19 protein-coding genes and 2 pseudogenes are annotated in these 22,573 nt (G+C 71.2%); 6 read left to right on the forward strand and 15 right to left on the reverse strand.

All coding sequences use genetic code 11. The annotated features are described in order from the left end of the window. Positions 1–359: 359 nt before the first annotated feature. Positions 360–587, reverse strand: a complete 228-nt coding sequence (locus ACQP2X_RS46465) for an FmdB family zinc ribbon protein (RefSeq protein WP_498692576.1) — start codon at positions 585–587, stop codon at positions 360–362. 120 nt (positions 588–707) lie between these two features. Here ACQP2X_RS46465 and ACQP2X_RS46470 point away from each other — a divergent pair, with 120 nt between their 5' ends. The 3 genes and pseudogenes from ACQP2X_RS46470 to ACQP2X_RS46480 form a co-directional block, all read left to right on the forward strand. Beyond that, complete coding sequence (locus tag ACQP2X_RS46470) at positions 708–2,798, forward strand: lytic transglycosylase domain-containing protein (protein ID WP_498692578.1); 2,091 nt, start codon at positions 708–710, stop codon at positions 2,796–2,798. 88 nt (positions 2,799–2,886) lie between these two features. Further along, a complete protein-coding gene (locus ACQP2X_RS46475) occupies positions 2,887–3,906 on the forward strand; it encodes a GNAT family N-acetyltransferase (protein ID WP_498692580.1) in 1,020 nt (339 codons plus the stop codon). A gap of 130 nt (positions 3,907–4,036) precedes the next feature. Then, a pseudogene (locus tag ACQP2X_RS46480) lies at positions 4,037–6,265 on the forward strand (endonuclease/exonuclease/phosphatase family protein); the annotation flags it as partial. On the opposite strand, the gene hemB reads toward ACQP2X_RS46480, so the two are convergent. The 8 genes from hemB to ACQP2X_RS46520 all read right to left on the reverse strand — a co-directional run bounded on the left by hemB (position 6,262) and on the right by ACQP2X_RS46520 (position 14,337). After that, entirely contained in the window at positions 6,262–7,251 is a 990-nt protein-coding gene (gene hemB / locus ACQP2X_RS46485) for a porphobilinogen synthase (RefSeq protein ID WP_498692581.1), read from the reverse strand. The pseudogene ACQP2X_RS46480 and the gene hemB overlap by 4 nt on opposite strands. An 18-nt stretch (positions 7,252–7,269) precedes the next feature. After that, complete coding sequence (locus ACQP2X_RS46490) at positions 7,270–8,856, reverse strand: bifunctional uroporphyrinogen-III C-methyltransferase/uroporphyrinogen-III synthase (RefSeq protein WP_498655638.1); 1,587 nt, start codon at positions 8,854–8,856, stop codon at positions 7,270–7,272. After that, the gene (gene hemC / locus ACQP2X_RS46495; RefSeq protein WP_498692582.1) at positions 8,853–9,782 is read right to left on the reverse strand and encodes a hydroxymethylbilane synthase; all 930 of its coding nucleotides are present in this window, start codon (positions 9,780–9,782) and stop codon (positions 8,853–8,855) included. Before hemC ends, ACQP2X_RS46490 begins: the two co-directional genes overlap by 4 nt. After that, on the reverse strand, positions 9,779–11,068 hold the full coding sequence (locus tag ACQP2X_RS46500) for a glutamyl-tRNA reductase (RefSeq protein WP_498692583.1): 1,290 nt from the start codon (positions 11,066–11,068) through the stop codon (positions 9,779–9,781). Before ACQP2X_RS46500 ends, hemC begins: the two co-directional genes overlap by 4 nt. Beyond that, the gene (locus tag ACQP2X_RS46505) at positions 11,065–11,817 is read right to left on the reverse strand and encodes a redox-sensing transcriptional repressor Rex (protein WP_498692584.1); all 753 of its coding nucleotides are present in this window, start codon (positions 11,815–11,817) and stop codon (positions 11,065–11,067) included. Before ACQP2X_RS46505 ends, ACQP2X_RS46500 begins: the two co-directional genes overlap by 4 nt. Before the next feature lie 171 nt (positions 11,818–11,988). Further along, positions 11,989–12,633, reverse strand: a complete 645-nt coding sequence (locus tag ACQP2X_RS46510; RefSeq protein WP_498692585.1) for an HAD family hydrolase — start codon at positions 12,631–12,633, stop codon at positions 11,989–11,991. Positions 12,634–12,643: 10 nt separating this feature from the next. Further along, on the reverse strand, positions 12,644–12,892 hold the full coding sequence (locus ACQP2X_RS46515; RefSeq protein ID WP_498692586.1) for a glutaredoxin family protein: 249 nt from the start codon (positions 12,890–12,892) through the stop codon (positions 12,644–12,646). Beyond that, the gene (locus tag ACQP2X_RS46520; RefSeq protein ID WP_498692588.1) at positions 12,889–14,337 is read right to left on the reverse strand and encodes a class I adenylate-forming enzyme family protein; all 1,449 of its coding nucleotides are present in this window, start codon (positions 14,335–14,337) and stop codon (positions 12,889–12,891) included. Before ACQP2X_RS46520 ends, ACQP2X_RS46515 begins: the two co-directional genes overlap by 4 nt. A gap of 504 nt (positions 14,338–14,841) precedes the next feature. Between ACQP2X_RS46520 and ACQP2X_RS46525 the strand changes: the two genes are divergently transcribed. Together ACQP2X_RS46525 and ACQP2X_RS46530 are read left to right on the forward strand one after the other, a co-directional pair. After that, on the forward strand, positions 14,842–15,708 hold the full coding sequence (locus ACQP2X_RS46525; RefSeq protein ID WP_498701277.1) for an ECF subfamily RNA polymerase sigma factor, BldN family: 867 nt from the start codon (positions 14,842–14,844) through the stop codon (positions 15,706–15,708). Positions 15,709–15,925: 217 nt separating this feature from the next. After that, positions 15,926–16,801 (forward strand): annotated as a pseudogene (locus ACQP2X_RS46530) (DUF5667 domain-containing protein); the annotation flags it as partial. A 422-nt stretch (positions 16,802–17,223) separates the two neighbouring features. On the opposite strand, the gene ACQP2X_RS46535 reads toward ACQP2X_RS46530, so the two are convergent. The 5 genes from ACQP2X_RS46535 to ACQP2X_RS46555 form a co-directional block, all read right to left on the reverse strand. Next, entirely contained in the window at positions 17,224–18,204 is a 981-nt protein-coding gene (locus tag ACQP2X_RS46535; protein WP_498692590.1) for a lysophospholipid acyltransferase family protein, read from the reverse strand. After that, positions 18,201–19,277, reverse strand: a complete 1,077-nt coding sequence (locus ACQP2X_RS46540) for an NAD-dependent epimerase/dehydratase family protein (RefSeq protein WP_498692591.1) — start codon at positions 19,275–19,277, stop codon at positions 18,201–18,203. Before ACQP2X_RS46540 ends, ACQP2X_RS46535 begins: the two co-directional genes overlap by 4 nt. A gap of 67 nt (positions 19,278–19,344) precedes the next feature. Continuing rightward, positions 19,345–19,446: a 30S ribosomal protein bS22 gene (locus ACQP2X_RS46545; protein ID WP_007465623.1), complete on the reverse strand. Its 102-nt coding sequence runs from the start codon at positions 19,444–19,446 to the stop codon at positions 19,345–19,347. 149 nt (positions 19,447–19,595) lie between these two features. Then, the gene (locus ACQP2X_RS46550) at positions 19,596–19,808 is read right to left on the reverse strand and encodes a helix-turn-helix domain-containing protein (protein WP_097317749.1); all 213 of its coding nucleotides are present in this window, start codon (positions 19,806–19,808) and stop codon (positions 19,596–19,598) included. A gap of 214 nt (positions 19,809–20,022) precedes the next feature. Next, the gene (locus tag ACQP2X_RS46555; protein WP_498692592.1) at positions 20,023–20,901 is read right to left on the reverse strand and encodes a proline dehydrogenase family protein; all 879 of its coding nucleotides are present in this window, start codon (positions 20,899–20,901) and stop codon (positions 20,023–20,025) included. Positions 20,902–20,990: 89 nt separating this feature from the next. Here ACQP2X_RS46555 and ACQP2X_RS46560 point away from each other — a divergent pair, with 89 nt between their 5' ends. Further along, on the forward strand, positions 20,991–21,551 hold the full coding sequence (locus ACQP2X_RS46560; protein WP_498692594.1) for a CGNR zinc finger domain-containing protein: 561 nt from the start codon (positions 20,991–20,993) through the stop codon (positions 21,549–21,551). A 94-nt stretch (positions 21,552–21,645) separates the two neighbouring features. Here the strand turns inward: ACQP2X_RS46560 and ACQP2X_RS46565 are convergent, their stop codons facing one another. Beyond that, complete coding sequence (locus ACQP2X_RS46565; RefSeq protein WP_498692595.1) at positions 21,646–22,467, reverse strand: sugar phosphate isomerase/epimerase family protein; 822 nt, start codon at positions 22,465–22,467, stop codon at positions 21,646–21,648. Between the last annotated feature and the right edge of the window lie 106 nt (positions 22,468–22,573).

The following is a 22,573-nucleotide window of genomic DNA, read 5'->3' on the forward strand; positions in this document are numbered from 1 at the left end:
AAGTCAGCGGGGGCTAAGGCCTGCGGCCGCAGCTTCGACGGAGGCGGAAGAGGGGGCCGGAGAGCCGCACGGGACAACCCGCCCGCGGCGAACACGGACACGGACACGGATGGCGCCGCGCAGGCCAGCGCCAGCAGCAAGCGTCGGATGCGGAAGCCTGCGCAGGGAGAAGAGCTGGTCCCTGGCGCCGGCGAGCGCCTGGGGGCGGCGGACGCCCGGTCAGCCAGCGCCCGGTCAGCCAGCGCCCGGTCAGCCAGCGCCCGGTCAGCCAGCGCCCGGTCAGCCAGCGCTGTTGGCTGGCGTGAGTCGATCGGCGGGGGCCGGCGTGGGGTGGCCGATGCTAGGGCGAGCCTGCCGAGTCAGCAGCCGCAGGCTCCTCCGCAACAGCCGCCACCACCGCCGCCGCCGGCTGCGGGGCGTGGGGCTGAGGTGCTGCTGGTGCGGCCGGTGACGGCGACCGTGGACAAGAGTTTGACCGTGTCGGCATGACCCTGAGGGCAGTTCGTGGGCTCGGAGGCCTCACGCATGGGACGGTTGACCTCGAAGGTGTCGCCACAGGCTCGGCAGCGGAATTCGTAACGCGGCATGAGAGAAGAGTAGGGCTTCCGACCGACAGGAATTCACCCTGTGGACAAGCAGGTCTGGGTTATCCACAGGCTTCGAATCGGGCTCTCGCGGCCATGCTCCCGTTGGGTAGTGTCGTCCGCGTGGTGAAGCGGCAGAAGGACCAGGTGACCGAGCCCGAGCTGCGCGCCTCGGCGCCGCATCAGGGTGGGCCGCTGGCCAGTTCCGGCGCGGCCCCCGACGGGTCTGTGCCCACGAGCGCTCCCACACCGGACAACAAGGTCGTGTCTGCGGACACGACGAACGACAAAGTCGCGCCGCCCGCCACCTCGGCCGACAAGGCAACGTTTCCGCTGGCCGGAGGATCGGCTCCGACGATCGGCGCGGGCCCATCGATAGGCGCGGCGCCGTCGGTCGCCGCAGCCGGTTCAGCACCGGCCGAACCGCCCGCCACCGAGACAAAAGCAGCGAGCCCGGCCTCATCGGCCGGCCGTCCTTCCGACGTAGCCGGTAAGGAAGGTTCGACCCTCGCGTCGGGAGGCGCTTCCGCGGGCGGCGAGGCGGGCACCGCCGGCACGAAAACCACCCAGGCCACGTCCGCGAGCTCGAGCGCTGCCGACAAGGAGGCCGCGCTCACGAGCGGCGGCGCGGACAAACCCGACGGCACGGCCAAAGGTGCCGGCCCCACCACGGCCGACGCCACGGGCAAAAGCAACGGCGCGGGAACAGGCGGCGCCGGAGGCAAAGCGGCGGGCGCAGGCAACGCTGACGGCGCTCTGACCGATGCCGCAAGCAAGGCAGACGGCGCAGGGAGAAGCAACGCCGCAGCCAAGGGCGACACCGCGAGCAAGACCGACGCCGCAGGCAAAGACGACACCGCGAGCGAGGCCACTCCTGCGGGGAAAAGCGACACCGCAGGCAAGGAAGACGCTGCGGGAAAGAGCGACGCCGCAGCCAAGGGCGATACCACGAGCAAAACCGACGCTGCGGTAAAAAGCGACCCTGCAGGAAAGAGCGAGACCTCGGGCAAGGACGACGCCGCAAGCAAGACCGACGCCGGGGGAAAGAGCGACGCCGCAGCCAAGGACGACGCCGCAAAGAAGCCCGATGCCGCGGGGAAGACCGACGCCGCGGGGAAGAGCGACAACGCGGGGAAAAGCGACACCGCGGGCGGGGCTGCCAGCGGGGCGGCGACCTCCGGGGCTGAGAGCAAGGGCGCCGTAGGGGCGCGCTCGGGGAGCCATGCCAAGAAGCGGAGCGGTGGGCTTCGGCGAGCGGCCCCGGTTCGGCTTGTGGGGCGGGCCGGGCGCAGCACGGCCGCCTGGGCCAAGCGGCCCAGTGGGCGGCTTGTCGTGCCGGCGGTGGTGGCTGTTCTGCTTCTGGGGGCGGCGGGCACCGCGGGGGCCTATCTGGTGCCCGAAGCTCTGAAGGCCGCTCCCAACCCCAGCGCGACCCCCGGGTTCCCGCTGGAAGCGGGCGGTGCCGCCCTGCCGTCGGCCGCCGTTCCGGGTGGGCTGCCGGCGGGGAGCGCACCGGTCGGCAGCGCGCCGGTGGGCGTGCCCAGCGGCGTGCCGGGAGGCGGCCTGCCCACGGCAGGCAGCACCACGGGGACCACCGGGACCGGGACCACCTCACCTACGGTTGCGCCCCAGACCGGGGGGCGGCCGGCCGATGCCCTGGCCGGGTGGGCGGGGCAGGTGGGCACCAAGGTCGGCATTCCGGTGGTGGCGGTGCAGGCCTATGCGTACACCGAGCTGGTTCTGGCCAAGACCATGCCGAACTGTCATCTCAGCTGGACCACCATCGCCGCCATCGCCAAGGTGGAGTCCGATCACGGCAGCGCCAACGGGTCCGTTCTGGGGGCCGACGGCGTCGTTCAGCCGGGGATCTTCGGGTTGCCCCTCGACGGCAAGGGTGGGCGGCAGCTCATTCCCGACTCGGATCGGGGTGCCCTCGACAATGACACCACCTACGACCGGGCCGTCGGGCCTCTCCAGTTCATTCCGGCGACCTGGAACCAGTTCAAGGTGGACGCCGACAACAACGGCGTGGCCGACCCCAACGACATCGACGATGCGTCACTGACCGCGGGCACCTACCTGTGCCAGGGCGGGCGTGATCTGGCCCGGGCCGATGCCTGGTGGGATGCGATTTTCTCCTACAACGCCGTTCGGCCCTATGCGCAGAAGGTCTTCGAGGCGGCCAACGACTACGGGCAGCGCAGCCGCAGTTGAGGCCAAATGTTGCACGCACGGTGACGATACCTACACATTTACGGTCCCAGACCTTCCCAGAAGGCACCGTTACCGGCAAGCTGTACGGGTGAGGGTGCGTGAGTGGGATCCCCGGACCGCCTCGGCGGCGGAGATCCGGTCGCTCGTGGAGACGGTCAACGCGGTGCTCGCCACCGACCTTCCCGACGACCCGCCGTGGCAGGACGTTCAGGTCCGTGACTACCTCGCTGAGACCATGCCCGGCGAGCGGCGGATCAGCTGGGTGGCCGAGGACGATCGGTTACCCGAGGGTGAGAGCGAGATCTTCGCGCACGTCAGCATGCTGCTGCTCGGCGACATCGGCGTCCTCGAGATCATGGTGCATCCGCGGCTGCGGCGGCGTGGGCTCGGTCGTCAACTTGTCGCCGTTGCCGCCCGTCGTGCCTATCTCGAAGGCTTCTCCACCATCGGCGTCGAAGCCATCGGCGGCACGCCCGCCATCGCCTTCTACGAGTCGCTGGGATTCGAGCGGGAATACGTGGAAACCCGCAGCGTGCTCACCCTGTCCGGGGTGGACTGGCCGGCCCTCGACGCCATGGCCACCGCCATCGGCAGCGGCTATCGGGTCGAATATCACCCGGGCGGCCCGCCCGACCACCTGCTCGAGGCGTACGCGCAAGCCAAGCTCGAAGCGCAGGATGACGACCTCGATCTCGACCTCGCGCCCCGCTCCTCCGACCCGCAACGGCTGCGCGACTCCCTCGAGACGCTGCACAAACGCGGCCTCAAGCCGTACATCGTGCTCGCCATCCACGAGTCCACCGGTGTCGTCGCCGGCCTCACCGAGGTCGTCGTTCCCGCGCAACACCCGGAGCGCGCCGACCAGTACGACACGATCGTCGTGCGGGACCACCGCGGCTACGGCATCGACCGGGCGCTCAAGGCGCGCATGCTGTTCGAGCTGCGCCGGGCCGAGCCGGATCTGCGCGAGGTGCAGACCTGGAACGCGCAGCACAGCGAGTCCATGCTCAAGGTGAACGCCGAGCTGGGCTATCTGCCCGATCGCGACTGGTTTGAGTACGGCGCCGACGTGTCACAACTCGTCCAAAGCCTCGAACCCATCGACTAGGTTCGACCTCTGCTCTACTGTCGGGCGTATGGTCCGTCGTGGAGGGACTCACCTGCTGGGCGCGCTCTTCACGGCGCCGATCCTCGCCCTCGGCGTGCCCGCGGTGGCGCATGCGGCAGAACAAGCCCCGCTGACCGTCGGCGCCGTTCAAGGCGCCGGCGCGAGGTCTCCGTACGCTCCGGCCAGCGGTAACGGCTCCAGCAGCGCCAAATATCAGGTGCGCGGGGTCGTCGCCCAGCTCGCCCTCTCCCACACCGACACCGGCGTCGACCAGCACGGCTTCTTCCTACAGAGCCGGAAGAACAACACTGACGGCGATCCGGCCACCTCCGACGGCGTCTTCGTCTACATGGGCACCTTCACGACCCTGATCGGCGGTTACGCCCCCCAGGTGGGCGACGAGATCGTCGTCAACGCGCGGGTCGCCGAGTACTTCGACTTCACCGAGCTGACCAGCGCCGAATGGGTCAGCACCCTCGACGTCGGCGCTGCGGTGCAGATCGACGACGCGGTCCCGCCGGCCGGCGACAGCCCCTTCTGGGAGCAGCACGAGGGCGCCCAGCTCCGGGTCCGTCAAGGTTCCGCCGCCGTCTCCAACACCAAGACGTACGCCTCCACCGATGACGCCGAGACGTGGCTCGTCGACCGCGACGATGCGCTTCTGGACCGCGAAGATCCGTACAGCCGAAGGGTCTTCCGAGACGCCCACCCGCTCGATGATCTGCCCGGCACCGTCGACAACGGCAACCGGAACCGGATCATGCTGGGGCCGATGGGTGTCAAGGCGGCCGCCGGTGACAGCAGCGTCGTGCTGCCCGCCGCCCGCACCTTCGACCGGGTGCGGGAGGACGCGGTCGGCGGTGTCTACTACGCGTTCGGCAAGTACGGCATTCAGGTGGGTGCGATTTCGTACGACCGTGGGCCCGACCCGGCTCGGAACAATCCGCCCGCGCGCGGCGGCCACAACTTGGCGATCTCCACCTTCAACCTGGAGAACCTCTACGACTTCCGCGACGACCCGACCGACGGCTGCGACTTCGCCGGCAACACCGGCTGCCCGGGCGTCCGGCCGCCGTTCGACTACGTTCCGGCCGGCCAGGCCGCCTACGACCAGCGGCTGGCCCGGATCGCCGCACAGGTCAGGAACGACCTGCACAGCCCCGACCTGCTGCTCGTGCAAGAGGCCGAGGACCAGGACATCTGCCGGGTGGCCGGTGGCCGCCTGACCTGCGACGCCGCCGACGGCAAGCCGGACACGTTGCAGGAGCTGGCCCTGAAGATCGGCAAGGGGTACGACGCGGCCTTCGACCGCAGTGGGGCCGACGCGCGCGGCATCGTCTCCGGATTCCTCTACCGCACGGATCGGCTGCGGCTCGCCACTCCCCGCGCCACCGACCCCGTGCTCGGCCTCATGCCGCAGGTCACCTATCGGGGCGCTCCCCTGCCGGGCAACGCCGAGGTCGCGAACCCGAAGACGCTCAACGCCGTGCTCCCGGCCGACGTCGACGTGTCCACCGGCGTCGACGGCGCCAACGTCTACACCCGCGCCCCGCAGGTCGCGCTCTTCGAGGTCACCACGGCCCCGGGCGGCAGCCTCTGGGCGATCAGCAACCACTTCTCGTCCGGTCCGGACACCCGGGTGGGTCAACGGCGGGAGCAGGCGGCGTACGGGGCGGCGATCGTCGACGCCATCGAGGCGGCCGATCCGCATGCCCGCGTCATCCTGGGCGGCGACCTGAACGTCTTCCCCCGGCCCGACGATCCGGTTCCGGCCGCACCGGGCGATCAGCTCGGCCCGCTCTACGAGACCGGGCTGCACAACTTGTGGGACGACCTGGTGGCCAAGGCGCCGGCGGCCGCCTACTCGTACGTCTTCGAGGGCCAGGCGCAGACGCTCGACCATCTCTTCGTCAACGACGGCTTCTACCGCGACCTGGTCGACATGCGGGCGGCCCACATCAACGCCGACTTCACCGACGGCACCAGCGATCACGACCCGCAGGTCGCCCGGTTCCAGGCCCGCGCCGGCGTCTCCGTGGGCGACGCCCGGGTCGTCGAGGGCAACTCGGGCAAGGTGGCGCTGGTCTTCCCGGTGACCCTGACCCGGCCGCTGAGCCGGGCCGTCACGATCTGCGCGACGACCGTGCCGGGCGAGACGACGCTGCCCCTGGCCGACTTCGATCCCTACCTGGGCTGCCGGATGATCCCGGCCGGCGCCGTCAGCGTCGACTTCCCGGTGCAGGTGCGCGGTGACCGGCTGCGCGAGTCGGACGAGACGCTCACGCTGGAGATCGTCGCCCTCGACGCCGTCCGCCTGATCGACGGAAGCGGCGCCGGGACGATCGTCGACGACGACTAGAGACGGTTGCGCAGAAGAGAGGCGACCTCGGTCGCCCAGTAGGTGAGGGTGATCTGCGCGCCGGCCCGCTTGATGGAGGTCAGCGACTCGAGGATCACCCGGTCGCGGTCGATCCAGCCGTTGCGGGCGGCCGCCTCGACCATCGCGTACTCGCCGGAGACCTGGTAGGCCGCGACCGGCACGGTGACGCGCTCACGGATCGCCGCGATCACGTCGAGGTAGGGCAGACCCGGCTTGACCATGACGATGTCGGCGCCCTCGGCGATGTCGAGGTCGACCTCGCGCAGCGCCTCACGCAGGTTCGGCGGGTCCTGCTGGTACTGCCGGCGGTCGCCCTGGAGCGTCGACTCGACGGCCTCGCGGAACGGGCCGTAGAAGGCACCCGCGTACTTCGCCGAGTAGGCCAGGATCGAGACGTCCTGATAGCCCGCCTTGTCCAATGCGGACCGGATGACACCGATCTGACCGTCCATCATCCCGGACGGCCCGACCATGTGGACGCCGGCGTCGGCCTGGGCCACCGCCATCTTGGCGTACAGCGGCAGTGTGGCGTCGTTGTCGACCGAGCCGTCGGCGGCCAGCACCCCGCAGTGCCCGTGCGAGGTGAACTCGTCCAGGCACAGGTCGCCCATCACGACCGTGGAGTCGCCGACCTCGGCGATCAGGTCACGGATGCCGACGTTGAGGATGCCCTCGGGGTCGAGACCGGCCGAGCCGGTCTCGTCCTTGTGCTCGTTGGTCGGCACGCCGAACAGCATGAGGCCGCCGACGCCGGCCGCGACCGCCTCGTGGGCCGCCTTGCGCAGCGACTCCCGCGAGTGCTGCATCACGCCCGGCAGCGAGCTGATCTCGCGCGGCTCGGTCAGCCCCTCTTTCAGGAAGAGGGGCAGGACCAGCTCGGCCGGCGACAGCCGGACCTCTTCCACGAGCCGCCGCATGGCCGGCGAGCGGCGCAGGCGGCGGGGACGAATCTCCGGGTAGGACATGACCACCCCTACAAAGATCTAGCGGAAGCGAAGGGCTGTGGGTCCCTGGACCTTGGAGCCACGGCGCTGCTTGGCCGGCATGGCGGCCAGCTTCTCGCGCAGCTCCACCGCGTACGACGCCAGCGCCTCGACCAGGTCCGGCACGGAGGCGTGCTGGGGCTGGACGTCGACGCGCAGGCCGAACTCGGTGGCCGTCTCGGCGGTCTTCGGGCCGATCACCGCGACGACCGTGCGGGCGTGCGGCTTGCCGGCGATGCCGACCAGGTTGCGGACGGTGCTGGACGAGGTGAACAGCACCGCGTCGAAGCCACCCGACTTGATCGCGTCGCGGATCTCGGCCGGCGGCGGCGCGGCGCGGACCGTCCGGTAGGCGGTCACGTCGTCCACCTCCCAGCCCCGCTCGATCAGGCCGGCGGCCAGCGTCTCGGTGGCGATGTCGGCCCGGGGCAGCAGCACCCGGCCGACCGGGTCGAGGATCTCGTCGTGCGGCGAGAACTCGGCCAGCAGGCCTTCGCTGGACTGGTCGCCCGCGGGCACCAGCTCGGGCTGGATGCCGAAGGCGCGCACGGCCTCGGCCGTGGCCTCGCCGATGCAGGCGATCTTCACGCCGCCGAAGTGGCGGGCGTCGAGACCGTGCTCGTCGAACTTCTCCCAGACCGCGCGGACCGCGTTGACCGAGGTGAAGACGACCCAGGCGTACCGGCCGTCGACCAGGCCCTTGACCGCGCGCTCCATCTGGGCCGGGGTGCGGGGCGGCTCGACCGCGATGGTCGGCACCTCGCACGGGATGGCGCCGTAGGCCCGCAGCCGGGCGCTCATCGCGCCGGCCTGCTCCTTGGTGCGCGGCACCAGGACCTTCCAGCCGTAAAGCGGGCGGTTCTCCCACCAGCTCATCGCGTCGCGCTCGGCGACGTCGCCGCCGACCGTGAGCACGACCCGGCCGGTGAAGCCGAGGGCCGCGGCGACGAAGCTGTCGACAGTGGAGGTCGTCGTGTACTGCGTCTCGCCGGTGCCGTCGCCGGTCACCGCGACCGTGGTGCCCGGCTCGACACCCGAGGCGAGCAGGCCGTCTCGGACGGCCGCCAGGTCGCCGGCGTCGACCGCCACGGCGAACGAGCCCTTGAGCGCGGCCGCGGCCAGCGCGTCGAAGTCGAGGGTGGTGACGTCGCCGACGTCGGCGGTGACGCGGACGCCGGGCAGCGGGACACCGGCGTACGTGGCCACGCCCTCGGCCTGGCCCAGGCCGGGAACGACCTCGAAGTGCACGGCGGTGCGGGCGACCGCCTGCACCTCCTTGACCACGGCCTCGTGACCGAACGGGTCGCCGGCCACCAGGTGCACGGCCGCCAGGCCGGACTTCGCGGCCGAGAGCAGCACCTTGGCGACGTCGCCGGGCGCGCCCTCGGCGGGGCTGAACTGGGCGTCCGGCTTGGCCTCGGCCCGGATCGCGGTCAGCAGGGACTCGGGAACGCCCCGGTCGTAGACCACCTGGTCGGCATCGGTGAGCGCGGCGTGGGCGCGGCGGGTCAGCAGCTCGGGGTCGCCGGGTCCGGCGCCGACGAACGCGATCCGTCCGGCGGGCTTGCGGGCGGTGCGGGTGGTCATTCTGTGCTCCCCATCAGGGTATCGGCGCCGGCGTCGAGGAGATCAGCGGCGAGCGCCTTGCCGATCTCCGCCGCGTCGGCGGGCGTTCCGGTGCGCGACAGCCGGATGGCTCGAACCCCATCCGGGCTGATCACCGCACCGCGCAGGTAAATCTCGTCGCCGCTCTCGCCCTCGGCGAGCTCGGCATGTGCCGCGACCGGTGCGGAGCACCCGGCCTCGAGCGTGGCCAGCATCGCCCGCTCCGCCACGACGGCGGCCCGGGACGGTGCGTGGTCGAGCGCGGCCAGCAGCTCGACCAGGTCGGCGTCGTCGGCCCGGCACTCCACCGCCAGCGCACCCTGTGCGGGGGCCGGCAGCATGAGCATCGGGTCGAGCGTCTCGCTGATCTCGGACGTGCGGCCGAGACGCGCCACGCCGGCCCGGGCGAGGACGACGGCGTCCAGGTCCGCCTCGGGTCCGTGGACCCGGGCGATCCGGCTGTCGACGTTCCCGCGGATCGGCGTGACCTGCAACTCTAGGCCCAAAGCATGCAGTTGCGCGATTCGGCGCACCGCGCCGGTTCCGACGACAGCGCCCGGCGGGAGCTCGGCGAGGGTACGGTTGCCCTTGGTGATCAGCGCGTCGCGCGGGTCCTGGCGCGGGGGCACGGCCGCGATGTGCAGGCCGGGCTGCGGCCCGGTGGGCAGGTCCTTGTACGAGTGCACGGCGAAATCGATCTCGCCGGCGAGCAGCGCGTCCCGCAGCGCGGAGACGAAGACGCCCACACCGAGCTGGGCCACGGGGGCCGACGAGCGGTCACCCGAAGTGACGATGCGCACAAGCTCGACCGGGCGGCCGGTGGCCTCGGTCAGCGCGTCCGCGGTCTGTTGCGACTGAGCGAGCGCCAGCGCGCTGCCTCGTGTGCCGAGGCGCAGCGGGGTACTCACGCTTTTCCTCCGATCTCAGGCACCGCGTTGGCCGGCGTGGCGTGCGGCACGTCCAGGTCGAACAGCTCGCGCAGCAGGGCCGCGTACTGGTCACCGCCGGGCTCGGCGGCCAGCTGGCGCACGCGCACGGTGGGTGAGTGCAGCAGCTGCTGAACAACCCGGTGCAGCGTACGGGAAATGTCGCCCCGTTGCTCCTCGCTGAAATCGGGGCGGCGTCCCCAGAGCTTGCGCAGCTCGGCGCTGACCACGTCCTCGGCCCGTGTACGCAGGGCGGCCACGGTCGGGGCGATCTCCGCCCCGCGCAGCCAGCCCAGAAAGTGATCAACCTCGCTCGCGACGATCTGCTCGACCGCGGCCGTCTCGGCCGCCGCCGGGGCCGAGCGGCGGGACGCGGCCAGGCTGTCGATGTCGATGATCGTGACGCCCGGCACGCCGTACGCGTCGGGGGCGACGTCGCGCGGCACGGCCAGGTCGAGCACGATGAGCGGCGCCGCCGCCTCGAGCCGGTCGCGGGTCAGCACCGGGTCGGTGGCGGCGGTGGCCGTGATCACCAGCTCGGCCTCGCGCAGCGCCTCATCCAGGTCTTCGTAGGCCATGGCCGTGGCGCCGTAGGCCTCGGCCAGCCGGTCGGCCCGGGCAGCGCTGCGGTTGGTGATCCGCAGCGGGCCCACGCCGGCCCGGGTCAGCGTGGCGACCGACAGCGCGCCCATGGCGCCGGCCCCGATGACCAGCGCTTTCTTGCCTTCGAGCGCGCCCAGGTGGCTTTCCGCGACCTCGAGGGCGGCGGTGACGACGCTCTGGCCGGCCCGGTCGATGCCGGTCTCGGCATGCGCCCGCTTGCCGACCCGCAGCGCCTGCTGCATCAGCTCGTGGAGCAGGCGGCCGGCCGAGTCGGACTCGGTGGCCGTGTGATAGGCGTCGCGCAGCTGACCGAGGATCTGCGACTCGCCCACGACCATCGAGTCGAGACCGGCCGAGACCTTGAACGAGTGCTGGACCGCGGCCTCGTCGTAGTGCACGTAGAGGTGACCGGCGAGCTCGGTCGCCGGGATGCCGGAGACCTCGGAGAGCACGTTGCAGATGTCGCCGAGGCCACCGTGGAACGTGGTGACCGCCGCGTAGATCTCCACCCGGTTGCAGGTGGACAGGACGACCGCCTCACCGACGTACGGCTGGGCGACGAGCTTCTGCAGCAGGTCGGGCACCGATGAGTCGGGGATGGCGAGGCGTTCCAGCGTGGCGACATCGGCGGTGCGATAGGACGCACCGACGCTGAGGAGATTCACGACCCGACCGCCTCCTGATTGCCCGCACGTGCGGCGGACCGTCCGCCCGGCAACGCGGTCAGCGATGCCTTGCGGTGTTCGTGGAATGAGAGAATCTGCAGTTCGATGGCGAGGTCGACCTTGCGGACGTCGACGTTCGACGGCACCGAGAGCACGCAGGGTGCGAAGTTGAGGATGCTGGTGACGCCCGCTTCGACCAGCACGTCGGCCACGGCCTGGGCGGCACCGGGCGGGGTGGCGATCACGCCGATGGCGATCTTCTCCTCCACCGCGACGCGGCCGAGGTCGGAGATGTGCCGCACGGCGAGGCCGTGGATCCGCTCGCCGACCTTGGACTCGTCGGCGTCGAAGAGCGCGACGATCTTGAAGCCGCGGCTGGCGAAGCCGTCGTAGCCGGCCAGCGCGTGACCGAGGTTACCGAGGCCGACGAGGCAGACCGCGCGGCGCTGGTCGAGACCGAGAACGTACTCGATCTGCTCGATGAGCAGGCTGACGTCGTAGCCGACGCCGCGGGTGCCGTACGAGCCGAGGTGGGAGAGGTCCTTGCGGAGCTTGGCGGAGTTGACCCCCGCCGCCGCCGCGAGGCCTTCGCTGGAGACGGTGTCCGCGCCGGCCTCACCCAGGTTGTGCAGGGCCCGGAGATATTCGGGAAGGCGCGCGATGGTCGCCTCCGGCAGATCCGGGAAGGCCTGGACGGCATCGTCGCCACGGACATGGCCGGGCGTGCTTCCGTGACGCTGCTGACTCATCTGACTCCGTGCCGACGAGGTTGCGAACCTGCGGGGAACCCACGAACGCCTGGTTGAACCGGCTGTGCTAGCGGGGCTCTTCGAAGTCAAAGAGTAGGCGCTTGTGAAGGCGTGCACAAATCGCGATCTTGATCAGATGGCTGGACAAAGATCCAACTGAGTGCTATTCGATTATGCCAGCGTCCGCGCGATCTCGACAGCCTCGACCAAAGTGTCCGCCACCGGGCGACCGGACGCCCGCAAGCGGACGGGGTCGGTGAATCCCCCGGTATAGAGCACCGAAACCCCGCCGACGGATTCGGCCGCCGCCGCGTCGTCCAGCGAGTCTCCGATGAGCACCACGTCGGAACCGGCCAGGCCCAGCCCAGCCAGGTGCTCGGCCAGATGGCCGGCCTTCAGGTGCCCGCCGATCTCGGTGCGCAGCCCGTCCACCCGGGTGAAGACACCGGTCAGCCCGTACGTCTCGACGGCTGGCACCAGTTCCTTGTGGAACCACATGGACAGCAGCGACTGGGTGCCCGGCCACGACCGGAGGGCCTCGGAGGCGTCCGCGGCCAGTGTCATGTTCGTCAGGCCCAGCCGGTACGCGTCGTGGAAGATCCGGTCGAGCTCCTCGAACTCCTCCTGATCGACCGCGCGCTCGAGGATCTCGGCGTAGAACTCGGCCACCGGCCGGCGGAACCGGGAGCGGTGCTCGTCGGCGCCGACCGCGCGGCCGCCGACCGAGGCGAAGGCCTCGTTCGTCGACGAGACCACCAGGTGGAGGTCGTCGAGCAGGGTGCCGTTCCAGTCCCAGACCAGGTGCTTGCGCGTCACGGCGAACAACCTACAGGCGTGGCTCCCCCGGCTGCCTGGACAAATCGCGCAGCAGCCGGGCCTCCTCGACCTTCCAATAGCCGTGCTCGGCCCCGTCGAGCAGCACCACCGGCACCCGGTCGCCGTAGTCGCGCTCCAGCTCGATCGACGACTCGACGTCGACCCGGCTCCACTGACCAGGGATGATCCGGTCGAGCGTGGTCTCGGCGACCTCGCACAGGTGGCAGCCGTTCCGGCTGATCAGGGTCACGCGGCTCACGATGACAACTCCCTCTTGCGTACCTTGCCGGTCGCCGAGTGGGGAAGCTCACGCACCAGCTCGATCGACGGCACCTTGAACCGGGCGAGCTGCCCGGCGCAGAAGACCTGCAGCTCGGCCGGTGTCGGCGGCGGGTCGAGAGCGGTCACCACGAACGCGTGCGGCCGCTCGCCGGTCTCGGCGTCGGGCACGCCCACCACGGCCGCCTCGGCCACACCGGGATGGGTGTCGAGCACCCGCTCGATCTCGGCCGGATAGACGTTGAAGCCCCGCACCAGGATCAGCTCGTCGATCCGGTCGACCAGGTGAAGATCGCCGTCGGCGTCCGCGTACGCCACGTCGCCGGTGGCCCACCAGCCGTCGGGGCCCGGACCGCCCCGCCCGTCCGGCCAATAGCCGGAGAACAGGTTGGCCCCGCGCACCACGATCTCGCCGGGGTCGGTGCCGGCCGAGTCCTCCACCGACAGGTCGAGTTCGGCCAGGTCTTCGTCGGGCGACGGCGTGCCGTCGCGCCACAGCACCTGACCGGCCGCCGAGCGCAGCAGCAGGGAGACGCCGGGCAGGGGCCGGCCGATCGAGCCCGGCTTGCCGCGGTCGCTGACGGCCGTGGTGGTCAGGACGGGCGCGGTCTCGGTCAGCCCGTAGCCGACCAGGATGCTCTTGCCGGTGGCGGCGGCGAACCGGGCCGCGTCGTCCGGTGGCAGCGGAGCGGCGCCGCAGACGGCCGTGCGCACGGAGCGCATCGCGATGCCGGCACTCGGCTGCTGCGACCACGCCGCGTACATGCCGGGCACGCCGACCACGACGGTCACCGCGCGCGAGGCGATGACCTCGAGCGACGCCCCCGGGTCGAACCGGTCGACCAGCACACCGGTCGCGGCGTGGTGCACGACCGAGCCCAGGCCGGTGTTGAGGCCGTACGCGTGGAAGAGCGGCACGGCGAGCAGCACGACGTCGTCCGGGCCGACCACCGCCGGCTCGATCGCGTCCAGCTGATCGTGGTTGGCCGAAAGCGCGGCATGAGTCAGCATCGCGCCCTTCGGCCGCCCGCTGGTCCCCGAGGTGTAGAGCAGCACGGCGAGGTCAGACGGCGTTTCCGTCCGTACGGGCTCGCGTGGGCCCCCGGCACTCGCGATCACGAGGGCCGCCCCGGAATCCCGTATGGCGTAGTCCCTCTCGTCGGCCGTGTAGGCCGGATTGAGGGGCACCGCCACCCGTCCCGCGCGCAGCACGCCGTAATACGTCGTCACGAACTCGATCGAGTTGCCGAGCACGATCGCGACACGGTCACCCGGCTCGGTCGCGGCGGCGATGGACCGCGCGGCCTCGTCCACCCGCTCATGGACCTGCGCCCAGGTCAGCGCGGCGTCGTCGGTGATCAGGGCGAGACCGTCGGGCCTGCGCGCGGCGGCTCCGGCGACCGGGTCGCGGGCTGCTTCGTCCACGAGGCACGAGTCTGGCACAAAGCGCCACGGAAGTGGGTGCCGGACAGCCTGTCCGGCACGCGCCGACCCGTGTCGGCCATCGTGGCAGACGTTCCTTGTGTCTTGTCTGCGCCACTTCGTACTATTTGCGCACAAGTCCCACACAGCGCACACGGTGTGCGACTCCGTGTGTCCGGTGTCCGTGATACTTCGCGTCTGTGTAACGGACTCCACAGCCCTGGGTGAGGTCGGTCTGACGTTTTAGGCCACCCCACCCCTTTTGCTATGAGTGATCACCCCTCATCCCGAGGAGGCCGCTGTGCCACAAAATGCACGCCCATGCTGCGCATCCACGTCTGGCGGGACGGATCAGCAGCAGTCGAAGCAGCAGCCCCGCCGGGTGAAGGAGGCGCAGTGAGCCATGTCTACGCCGGGGACCCGTACCACCGCGACGTGCTCGCGGCCCGCCTCGCATTGGCCGACGGCTTGACCGTCCTCCGCCGCTCGGTCGGCGCGTTCGATGATCTGATCGTCAACACGATCCGCGGCGACGGCCCCAAGCGAACCCGCAACCGCCCGCACGTCAACGAGGCACCCGGGCACCGGATCCCCCCGACCGGCAACGCGAAGCCCATGGCCGGTGGCGGCCGGGTGGCCGTGCCCGGCCGGCCCGGCATGCCCCCGCCGCAGCCCACGGCCGGTCAGCGCAGCCAACTGCCCGAGACGGCGCCCGGCGAGCAGACGGTCGTGGTGCCGGCGCAGAGCACCACCAGCCCGCCGACCGAGCCGTCGCCGCCGAAATATCCGGCCCGCCCCGACCCGGGCGACGCCGCCGCCGAGGTGTGGGCGCTGGTGGAGCGCGCCCAGGCCGGCGAGGCCGAGGCGTTCGGCCTGATCTACGACCGGTACGTCGACACCGTCTTCCGGTTCGTCTACTTCCGGGTCGGCAACCGCCAGCTGGCCGAGGACCTCACCTCGGACACGTTCCTGCGCGCGCTCAAGCGCATCGGCAGCTTCACCTGGCAGGGCCGCGACCTCGGCGCCTGGCTGGTCACCATCGCCCGCAACCTGGTCGCCGACCACTTCAAGTCGGGCCGCTACCGGCTCGAGGTCACCACCGGCGACGTGCTCGACGCCGACCGCGAGGACCGGGGGCCCGAGGGCAGCCCCGAGTCGGCCGTGGTCGACCACATCACCAACGTCGCTCTGCTCACCGCGGTCAAGCAGCTCAACCCCGAGCAGCAGGAGTGCATCGTCCTGCGCTTCCTCCAGGGCTTCTCGGTGGCCGAGACCGCGCAGACCATGGGCAAGAACGAGGGCGCCATCAAGGCCCTGCAATACCGGGCGGTGAGAGCGCTCGCCCGTCTCCTGCCCGAGGGGTTCCAGGTATGACCGCCGGCACCGAGCGGCGCGTGGCCCCAGCCCGGCGACGCCCGCGGCACAGCGTGACGGGGGCCACCTCCATTACCCGATGCCGGGCGCTCGCCCCCGTAACCGGGGACGCGTGTCGCGCGTTTGTCCGAGTGCGACCCCGGGCGGCCCTGGAGGCCCCCGATTTCGTCGCGACCGTCGGCGACGCCGCCGACGAGACACTCACGAGCGAGGGGAGGTGCCCGCGGTGAATTTCGAATTCCTGGACCGGCGGAGCGCCGAGCGCTTCGCGGAGCTTCTCGACGAGAACACCGGCGGCCGCCGGCACCACAGCCGCGGCCAGGCCGATGAGCAGCTCGCCGAGCTGGTCGCCATCGGCAACAGCCTCTCCGGCGCGCGGCCCGGGGTCCGGGTGGACTCCGAGTTCCGCACCGGCCTGCGGGCCATGCTGGTGGCCACCGCCGAGCGGGACGGCATCGGCCGCACCGCCACCGCCGTCGAGCCCGCCACCGGCACGGCGCCGACGGCCCGCACCGGCCTCAAGGCCGGCCTGCTGGGGCACGGCGGCCGGATCCGGGCCCGCGGCGCGATCGTGATCGGCGTTGCCGCCGGCGCGCTGGCGGTCTCCGGAATCTCCGCGGCAAGCGAGAACGCATCACCGGGCGACGCCCTCTACGGGGTCAAGCGCTCGACCGAACGCGCCCAGCTGGCCATGGCCGGCTCGGATGTCAGCCGGGGTCAGCTGTCACTGGACTTCGCCCGCAACCGGCTCGCCGAGGCGGCCGCGATGAAGGGTGGCGACAGCGGTTTCGCCGGCGTGCTGGACGACATGGACGCCGACACCCGCAAGGGCGTCAAGCAGCTCACCACGGCCGCCGTCGCCAACCGCGACGCCAAGCCGCTGACCACCATCGACGGCTTCGTCGACCGGCAGCGGGGCACCTTGATGCCGAAGCTCGACCAGCTCAGCACGGGCAACCGGGAGCGCGCCACGCGCTCGCTGGCGCTGCTCGAGACGGTGAGCGAGCGGTCGGCCGGTCTGCGGTCGGGCCTCAAGTGCTCGCCGGTGACTGCCAACGGCTCGGACGCGCTCGGCCCCAAGCTCAAGGGCTGCGCGGACGACACCGACGGTCCGTCGGCGACCTCGTCCCGCCCGTCCGCCGGGCAGAGCGACAAGTCGACGGCCAAGCCGAGCAAGGACGCCAAGGTCAGTCCGCAGAAGACCGACCCGACCGCGCAACCGGGCACGACCGCCGGCACCAAGGTCAAGGGCAACGGCGGAGTGACCGGTCAGGTCGTCCCGTCGACCACGCCCGAGCTGCCCCTGGGCGGCAGCCCGGTGCCGTCGGAGACGCCGCTGATCGACCCGGGCACGGGCGACACGACCGGCGACACCGGTGAGAAGGGTCCGCTCGGAGGCCTGCTGGAAGGCATCTTCGGCGACTAGAAAGTCACGGACATGGCGAGGGGCGGTTGCCGGGAGTTACCGGACCGCCCCTCGTTGTCATTATAGGCGGAAACCGCCCACCGACGACGTCAGCGGGCGAACGGATCGGGCCGCTTCTCCAGCAGCTCGAGCAGCGTGGCCTGGATCGTCTCGCGCACCTGGTCGGCCAGGTTGTAGACGACCATGGGGTCGTCGGCCAGCTCGGTGAGGTGCGCGGTCGGAATCGGCGGGCAGACCTGGATCATCCACTTGCTCGGCAGCGGCACCAGTCCCAGCGGCCCGAGCCAGGGGAAGGTCGGCGTGACCGGGAAGTAGGGGACGCCGAGCAGCCGGGCCAGCGGCTTGATGTCGGCCAGGATCGGGTAGATCTCCTCGGCCCCGACGATCGCCACCGGCACGATCGGGGTGCCGGTGCGCAGCGCCGCCGAGACGAAGCCGCCACGGCCGAAGCGCTGGAGCTTGTAACGGTCGGCGAACCGCTTGCCGATGCCCTTGAAGCCCTCGGGGAAGACGCCGACCAGCTCGCCCGTGCTCATCAGGCGCTCGGCGTCGGGGTTGCAGGCCACGGTGACGCCCGACTTGCGGGCCAGCTCGCTCACCACGGGCATGCGGAAGACCAGGTCGGCGCCGAGCAGCCGCAGGTGACGCTCGCGCGGGTGCTTGTCGCGGATCGCCACCGAGAGCATCAGCGCGTCGAGCGCGAGCGTGCCCGAGTGGTTGCCGACGACCAGCCCGCCCCCGGTGTCGGGGATGTTCTCGATGCCGAAGACCTCGGTGCGGAACCAGTCGTGATAGAGCACCCGCAGCAGCGGATGGAAGACCGCGTCGGTGAGCTCGGGGTCGAAGCCGAACTCGTCCACCTCGTACGTCCCGGCGAGCCGGCGCCGCAGGAAGGCGAGACCGTTGGCCACCCGCTGGTCCCAGACGTCCAGCCCCGCCGAGGGCTCGGCCGGAGGCCGCGGCTCCTCCGGGATGGGCCGGCGGCCGTTGACCCGGACCGGCTCGGCCGGCCGGGGCAGGACGAAGTCGGCGTTGCCGGGCAGCATGTCGCGAAACTCGTCCTGACTCATGACTCGCTCCCGCCGGTCACCGCGGCGGCCTCGGCGTTGCCCCGGACCCGCCGGATGCCGTCGAGGATGGCCTGCTCGGCGGCGGCCAGCCGGTCGTCGGTGAGCGAGCCGCCGGCGTGGCCCTTGATGAAGTCGTCGAACGCCTCGGACGTGGTGCGCGGGGTGAAGCCGAACTCGCGGACCAGCCGCGTGGTGTCGACGACCCGGCCGTGCACGAAGAGGTCGATCTGGTCGAAGCCGATCTGGCCGATCCCGACGTTGCGGGCCAGCCCGGCGAAGGTGGAGAGGGTGCCCTCGGGCAGCGGCACCGAGATGCGCCCGGCCCGGCGGACGGCCTGGGACAGCGCCAGCACGCCGGTCCCGGCCACGTTGAACGTGCCCGGATGGTCCTCGATGACCGAGCGGTGCAGGATCTCCAGCGCGTCGTCGACGTGCACGAACTGGAGCCGGGCGTCACGGCCGAACACGGTCGGCACCAGCGGCTGGGAGAAGTAGCGGGTCAGCGTCGTGTCGGCCGTGGAGCTGATGAACGGCGCGAAGCGCAGCACGGTGGCCGCCACCTCGGGACGACGGCGGCGGAACCCGCGGACGTACCCCTCGATGTCGAGGATGTCGCGCGCGAACGATCCCCGCGGCACGGCCCGGGGCTCGGTGTCCTCGGTGAAGACCGCGGGGTCGCGGAACGACGCGCCGTAGGCGGCCGTCGACGAGCGCACCACAAGCTTGCGCAGCCGGCCGGCGCCCTGCGCGGCGGCGAGCAGCTGCATCGTGCCGATGACATTCTGCTCTTTCATCGCGGCCCGGCCGCCGTGCTGCGCATCGGGTGCGCTGGTCACCGCCAGGTGCACGAGAGCCTCGGCACCCAGCTCGGCGATGGCGCCCGAGGCCGCACGGGCATCGGCCCGGATCAGCTCGACGTCACCCATGAGGTCGCGCAGGGCGGCCGGCGGGTCGAGCGGATCCAGGCCGACGACACGGTCGACCCGGGGATCTGCGGCAAGACGAGCGGCCACCCGGGCGCCGAGATATCGGCTGACTCCGGTGACCACGACGACGCGGGGCGGAGAGGTCACGTCGGGCGCACCTTCCGATGCGTGCGGCAAGCGACGGGGAGGCCGGGAAATCAAGCCCGGCCCACCATCACTTGCCCAAACGGCGACGCTGGACGCGGGTCTTGCGCAGCAGCTTGCGGTGCTTCTTCTTCGCCATACGCTTGCGGCGCTTCTTGACCACGGAGCCCATACGACATGCCTCTCGAAACTGGTGGATCGGACCGGCGCGTGCGCGGTGGCACGTCCCGCATCCGAGCTGAACGGGGTCCCGGGCGCGCAGAGCAGTCCGGAGCCAACCGCACCAGCGTACAAGCCCGGCGAGCGCCGGGCCAAAACGGCCTAGGCCGTTTGGGAGAAAGCGCCGCGCAAGTACTCGTGCACGGCGTGCTCGGGCACCCGGAAGGACCGGCCGACCCGGACGGCGGTGAGGTCACCGCCGTGCACCAACCGATAGACCGTCATCTTGGAGACCCTCATCAGAGAGGCCACCTCGGCGACGGTCAGGAACCGCACCTCCGAGAGCCGTTCCTCGGTCTGGGCTGGACCCGTCATCTCGTACGCACCGATCCTTTCGCAGGCACGGGCCGCGCGCGGAGTGAGAAGCGTTTGCGACGCGGCGGAGAACGTGCGTGTCATCAGAACGGTATCGATACGGCTGTGACCAACGCGATGCGTTCCGTGAAAAAGGTCGGAAAAAGTCAAGGCCGACACGCCAGCTGTGCCCCGTTTCTGCCCCAATTGTTGCTTTTGGGGACGGACACGGTGTCTACCGTCGGTCGGCGAGACGGCGCACGACGTAGCCATACCAGTTGCTGCCGTACGGCACGTAGACCCGCACGACGTTGCCACCGGCGGCCAGCCGGGCCTGCTCGTCCGGGCGCACGCCGTAGAGAAGCTGGAACTCGTATTCCTCGGGCAGGCGGTCGAACCAGCGGGCGCGGTCCTCGGCGATGGCGATCAGCCGCGGATCGTGCGTCGCGATCATCGGGTAGCCGTCGCCCGACATCAGGATGTTCAAGCAGCGCACGAACGACTTGTCGATGTCGAGAGCGGACTGGAAGGCCACCGACTCGGGCTCGGCGTAGGCACCCTTGCAGAGCCGCACCCGCGACCCGGCCGTGGACAGCTCGCGGCAGTCGCCCTCGGTGCGCCTCAGATAGGCCTGGAGCACCGCCCCCGTGCCCGGATGGTCCTTGCGCAGCTCGGCCAGGATCTCGAGGACCGCGTCGGTGGTGGTGTGGTCCTCGGCGTCCAGGGTCACCGTCGTGCCGGCCTCGGCCGCGGCCACGCAGATCGCCTGGGCGTGCTCGTAGGCGAGCCGCTCGTCGAGCCGCAGCCCCAGCGCCGACAGCTTGAGGCTGACCTCGGCGGCCGGGGTCAGGCCGGCCGCGGTGGCCCGGGACAGCAGGGCGCGATATTCGTCGCGGACGGCGACGGCCTGCTCCGCGCTGCGCGTCTCCTCGGCCAGGTGGTCGAACGTCACGTAGAGCCCGTCGTCGGCCAGGGCGCGGCCGGCGCGCACCGCGTCGTCGGGTCCGTCACCGGCGACGAAGCGGCCGGCGACCTTTCGGCTGACGGGCACGGCGGTCGCGAGGCGCCCGAGGCGGTCCGATCCGGCGGCGGCCAGGAACAGGGAGCGGAGCATGTCCCGAGCGTATCGCCCGGCCCACCTCCGATCGTGGGAGTGGCACGCGGGCCATGTTCGTGGGCGGCGGGGGCGGCTACCTTTGTCGGGTGGACTTCGATGCGTACGCCCGAACCGCCGTTGACCTCGTCAACGCGGAGGTGAGTGATCTCGCCGCCCTGCGGGCCCTGTTCACCGACGAGCAGGGCTGGATGCGCGAGGAGGTCGCGGACAAGGACGTGGCCGTCTTCCGCCGCGCTCAGCGGCGCCTGCGCGACGTCTTCGAGTACGGCACGAGCGGCCGCGACGCCGAGGCCGTGACCGAGCTGAACTCGCTGCTCGAGGTGTTCCCCGTGCAGCCGCGCATCTCCGGGCACGACGCCGGCGACTGGCACATGCACGTGACCAGCCGCGGCGCGTCGGTCAGCTCCGAATATCTGGCCGGCGCCGCGTGGGGCCTGTCGGTCTGGCTGTGCGAGTACGGCAGCGCCCGCTTCGGCATCTGCGCCGACGAGCGCTGCGGCAACGTCTACCTGGACACCTCGTCCAACAACTGCCGCCGCTTCTGCTCGGAGCGCTGCGCGACCCGCTCCCACGTCGCGGCACACCGCGCGAGGAAGCGGGCTGAGCTGGCTGGCTCCGCTTCGCTCCGCGAGGCAATCGCCTTGTAACCGCCGAGATGGCAGGCAATTTCCCAACGTCCGCAAACCCCGCGGCCGCCGGGAAATCGACTGCCATCTCACCGGCGGCGATTGCCGTGGTGGTTCAGGCGCTGGTGATCGCCGGGGTGGGGCTCTCCGCCGGCTTCAAGTGACGCCGGGCGAACTCCAGAGACTCGCGCAGGTCGGCCTCTCGGGCGGCGCGGCTCGGTGCCTTGCGGGTGGAGACCTCCAGCGCGACCGAGCCGGTGAAACCGCGGGCCGACAGCGAGCGCAGCAGCTCGGCGCAGGGCTGGTTGCCCCGGCCGGGCACCAGGTGCTCGTCGCGGCCCTCGCCGGTGCCGTCGCCCAGGTGCACGTGCTTGAGGCCGGCGCCCATCTTGTCGGCCATGGCCAGCGAGTTGATGCGGGACGCGGCGCAGTGCGACAGGTCGAGCGTGTAGGCGTCGAAGCCGGTCTCGGTCGGGTCCCAGCCGGGCGTGTACGGCACGAACCAGCGGCCCGCCATCTTCACCGGGAACATGTTCTCGATCGCGAAGTCGAGGTCGGGATGGCGCGCCTGGATCTTGGCGAGGCCGGCCGAGAAGTTCTTGGCGTAGTCACGCTGCCAGCTGAACGGCGGGTGCACCACCACCGTGGGGGCGCCGAGCGTCTCGGCCAGCTGGGCCGCGCGGCTCAGCCTCTCCCAGGGATCGGTGCTCCACACCCGCTGGGTGACCAGCAGGCAGGGCGCGTGAACCGACAGCACCGGAACGTTGTAGTGATCGGCCAGACCCTTCAGGGCGCCGGCGTCCTGGCTGACGCGGTCGGTCCAGACCATGACCTCGAGGCCGTCGAAGCCGGTCGTGGCGGCCAGCTCGAACGCGGCCGCGGTCGGCTCGGGGAAGACCGACGAGCTGGACAGGAGCACGGGGACGCGGGAACTCACGTCATCAAGCGTAGACCCGTTTGTCGCGTACGCCGTCTCCTCTACCGGGTATATACGGCCATACCGGGCGGCGACGTGGTGCCGGTCCCCCGCGCGCGTACGCTGA

Origin of the sequence: Actinoplanes sp. CA-131856, assembly GCF_050956135.1 — a bacterium.
Lineage (GTDB): Bacteria > Actinomycetota > Actinomycetes > Mycobacteriales > Micromonosporaceae > Actinoplanes.

Coding starts and splice junctions, on each gene's coding strand:
- ACQP2X_RS46545 (WP_007465623.1), bottom strand. CDS start 19,446: ATGGGCTCCGTGGTCAAGAAGCGCCGCAAGCGTATGGCGAAGAAGAAG.
- ACQP2X_RS46490 (WP_498655638.1), bottom strand. CDS start 8,856: ATGACCACCCGCACCGCCCGCAAGCCCGCCGGACGGATCGCGTTCGTC.
- ACQP2X_RS46555 (WP_498692592.1), bottom strand. CDS start 20,901: ATGCTCCGCTCCCTGTTCCTGGCCGCCGCCGGATCGGACCGCCTCGGG.
- ACQP2X_RS46505 (WP_498692584.1), bottom strand. CDS start 11,817: ATGAGTCAGCAGCGTCACGGAAGCACGCCCGGCCATGTCCGTGGCGAC.
- ACQP2X_RS46465 (WP_498692576.1), bottom strand. CDS start 587: ATGCCGCGTTACGAATTCCGCTGCCGAGCCTGTGGCGACACCTTCGAG.
- ACQP2X_RS46535 (WP_498692590.1), bottom strand. CDS start 18,204: ATGAGTCAGGACGAGTTTCGCGACATGCTGCCCGGCAACGCCGACTTC.
- hemB (WP_498692581.1), bottom strand. CDS start 7,251: ATGTCCTACCCGGAGATTCGTCCCCGCCGCCTGCGCCGCTCGCCGGCC.
- ACQP2X_RS46550 (WP_097317749.1), bottom strand. CDS start 19,808: ATGACGGGTCCAGCCCAGACCGAGGAACGGCTCTCGGAGGTGCGGTTC.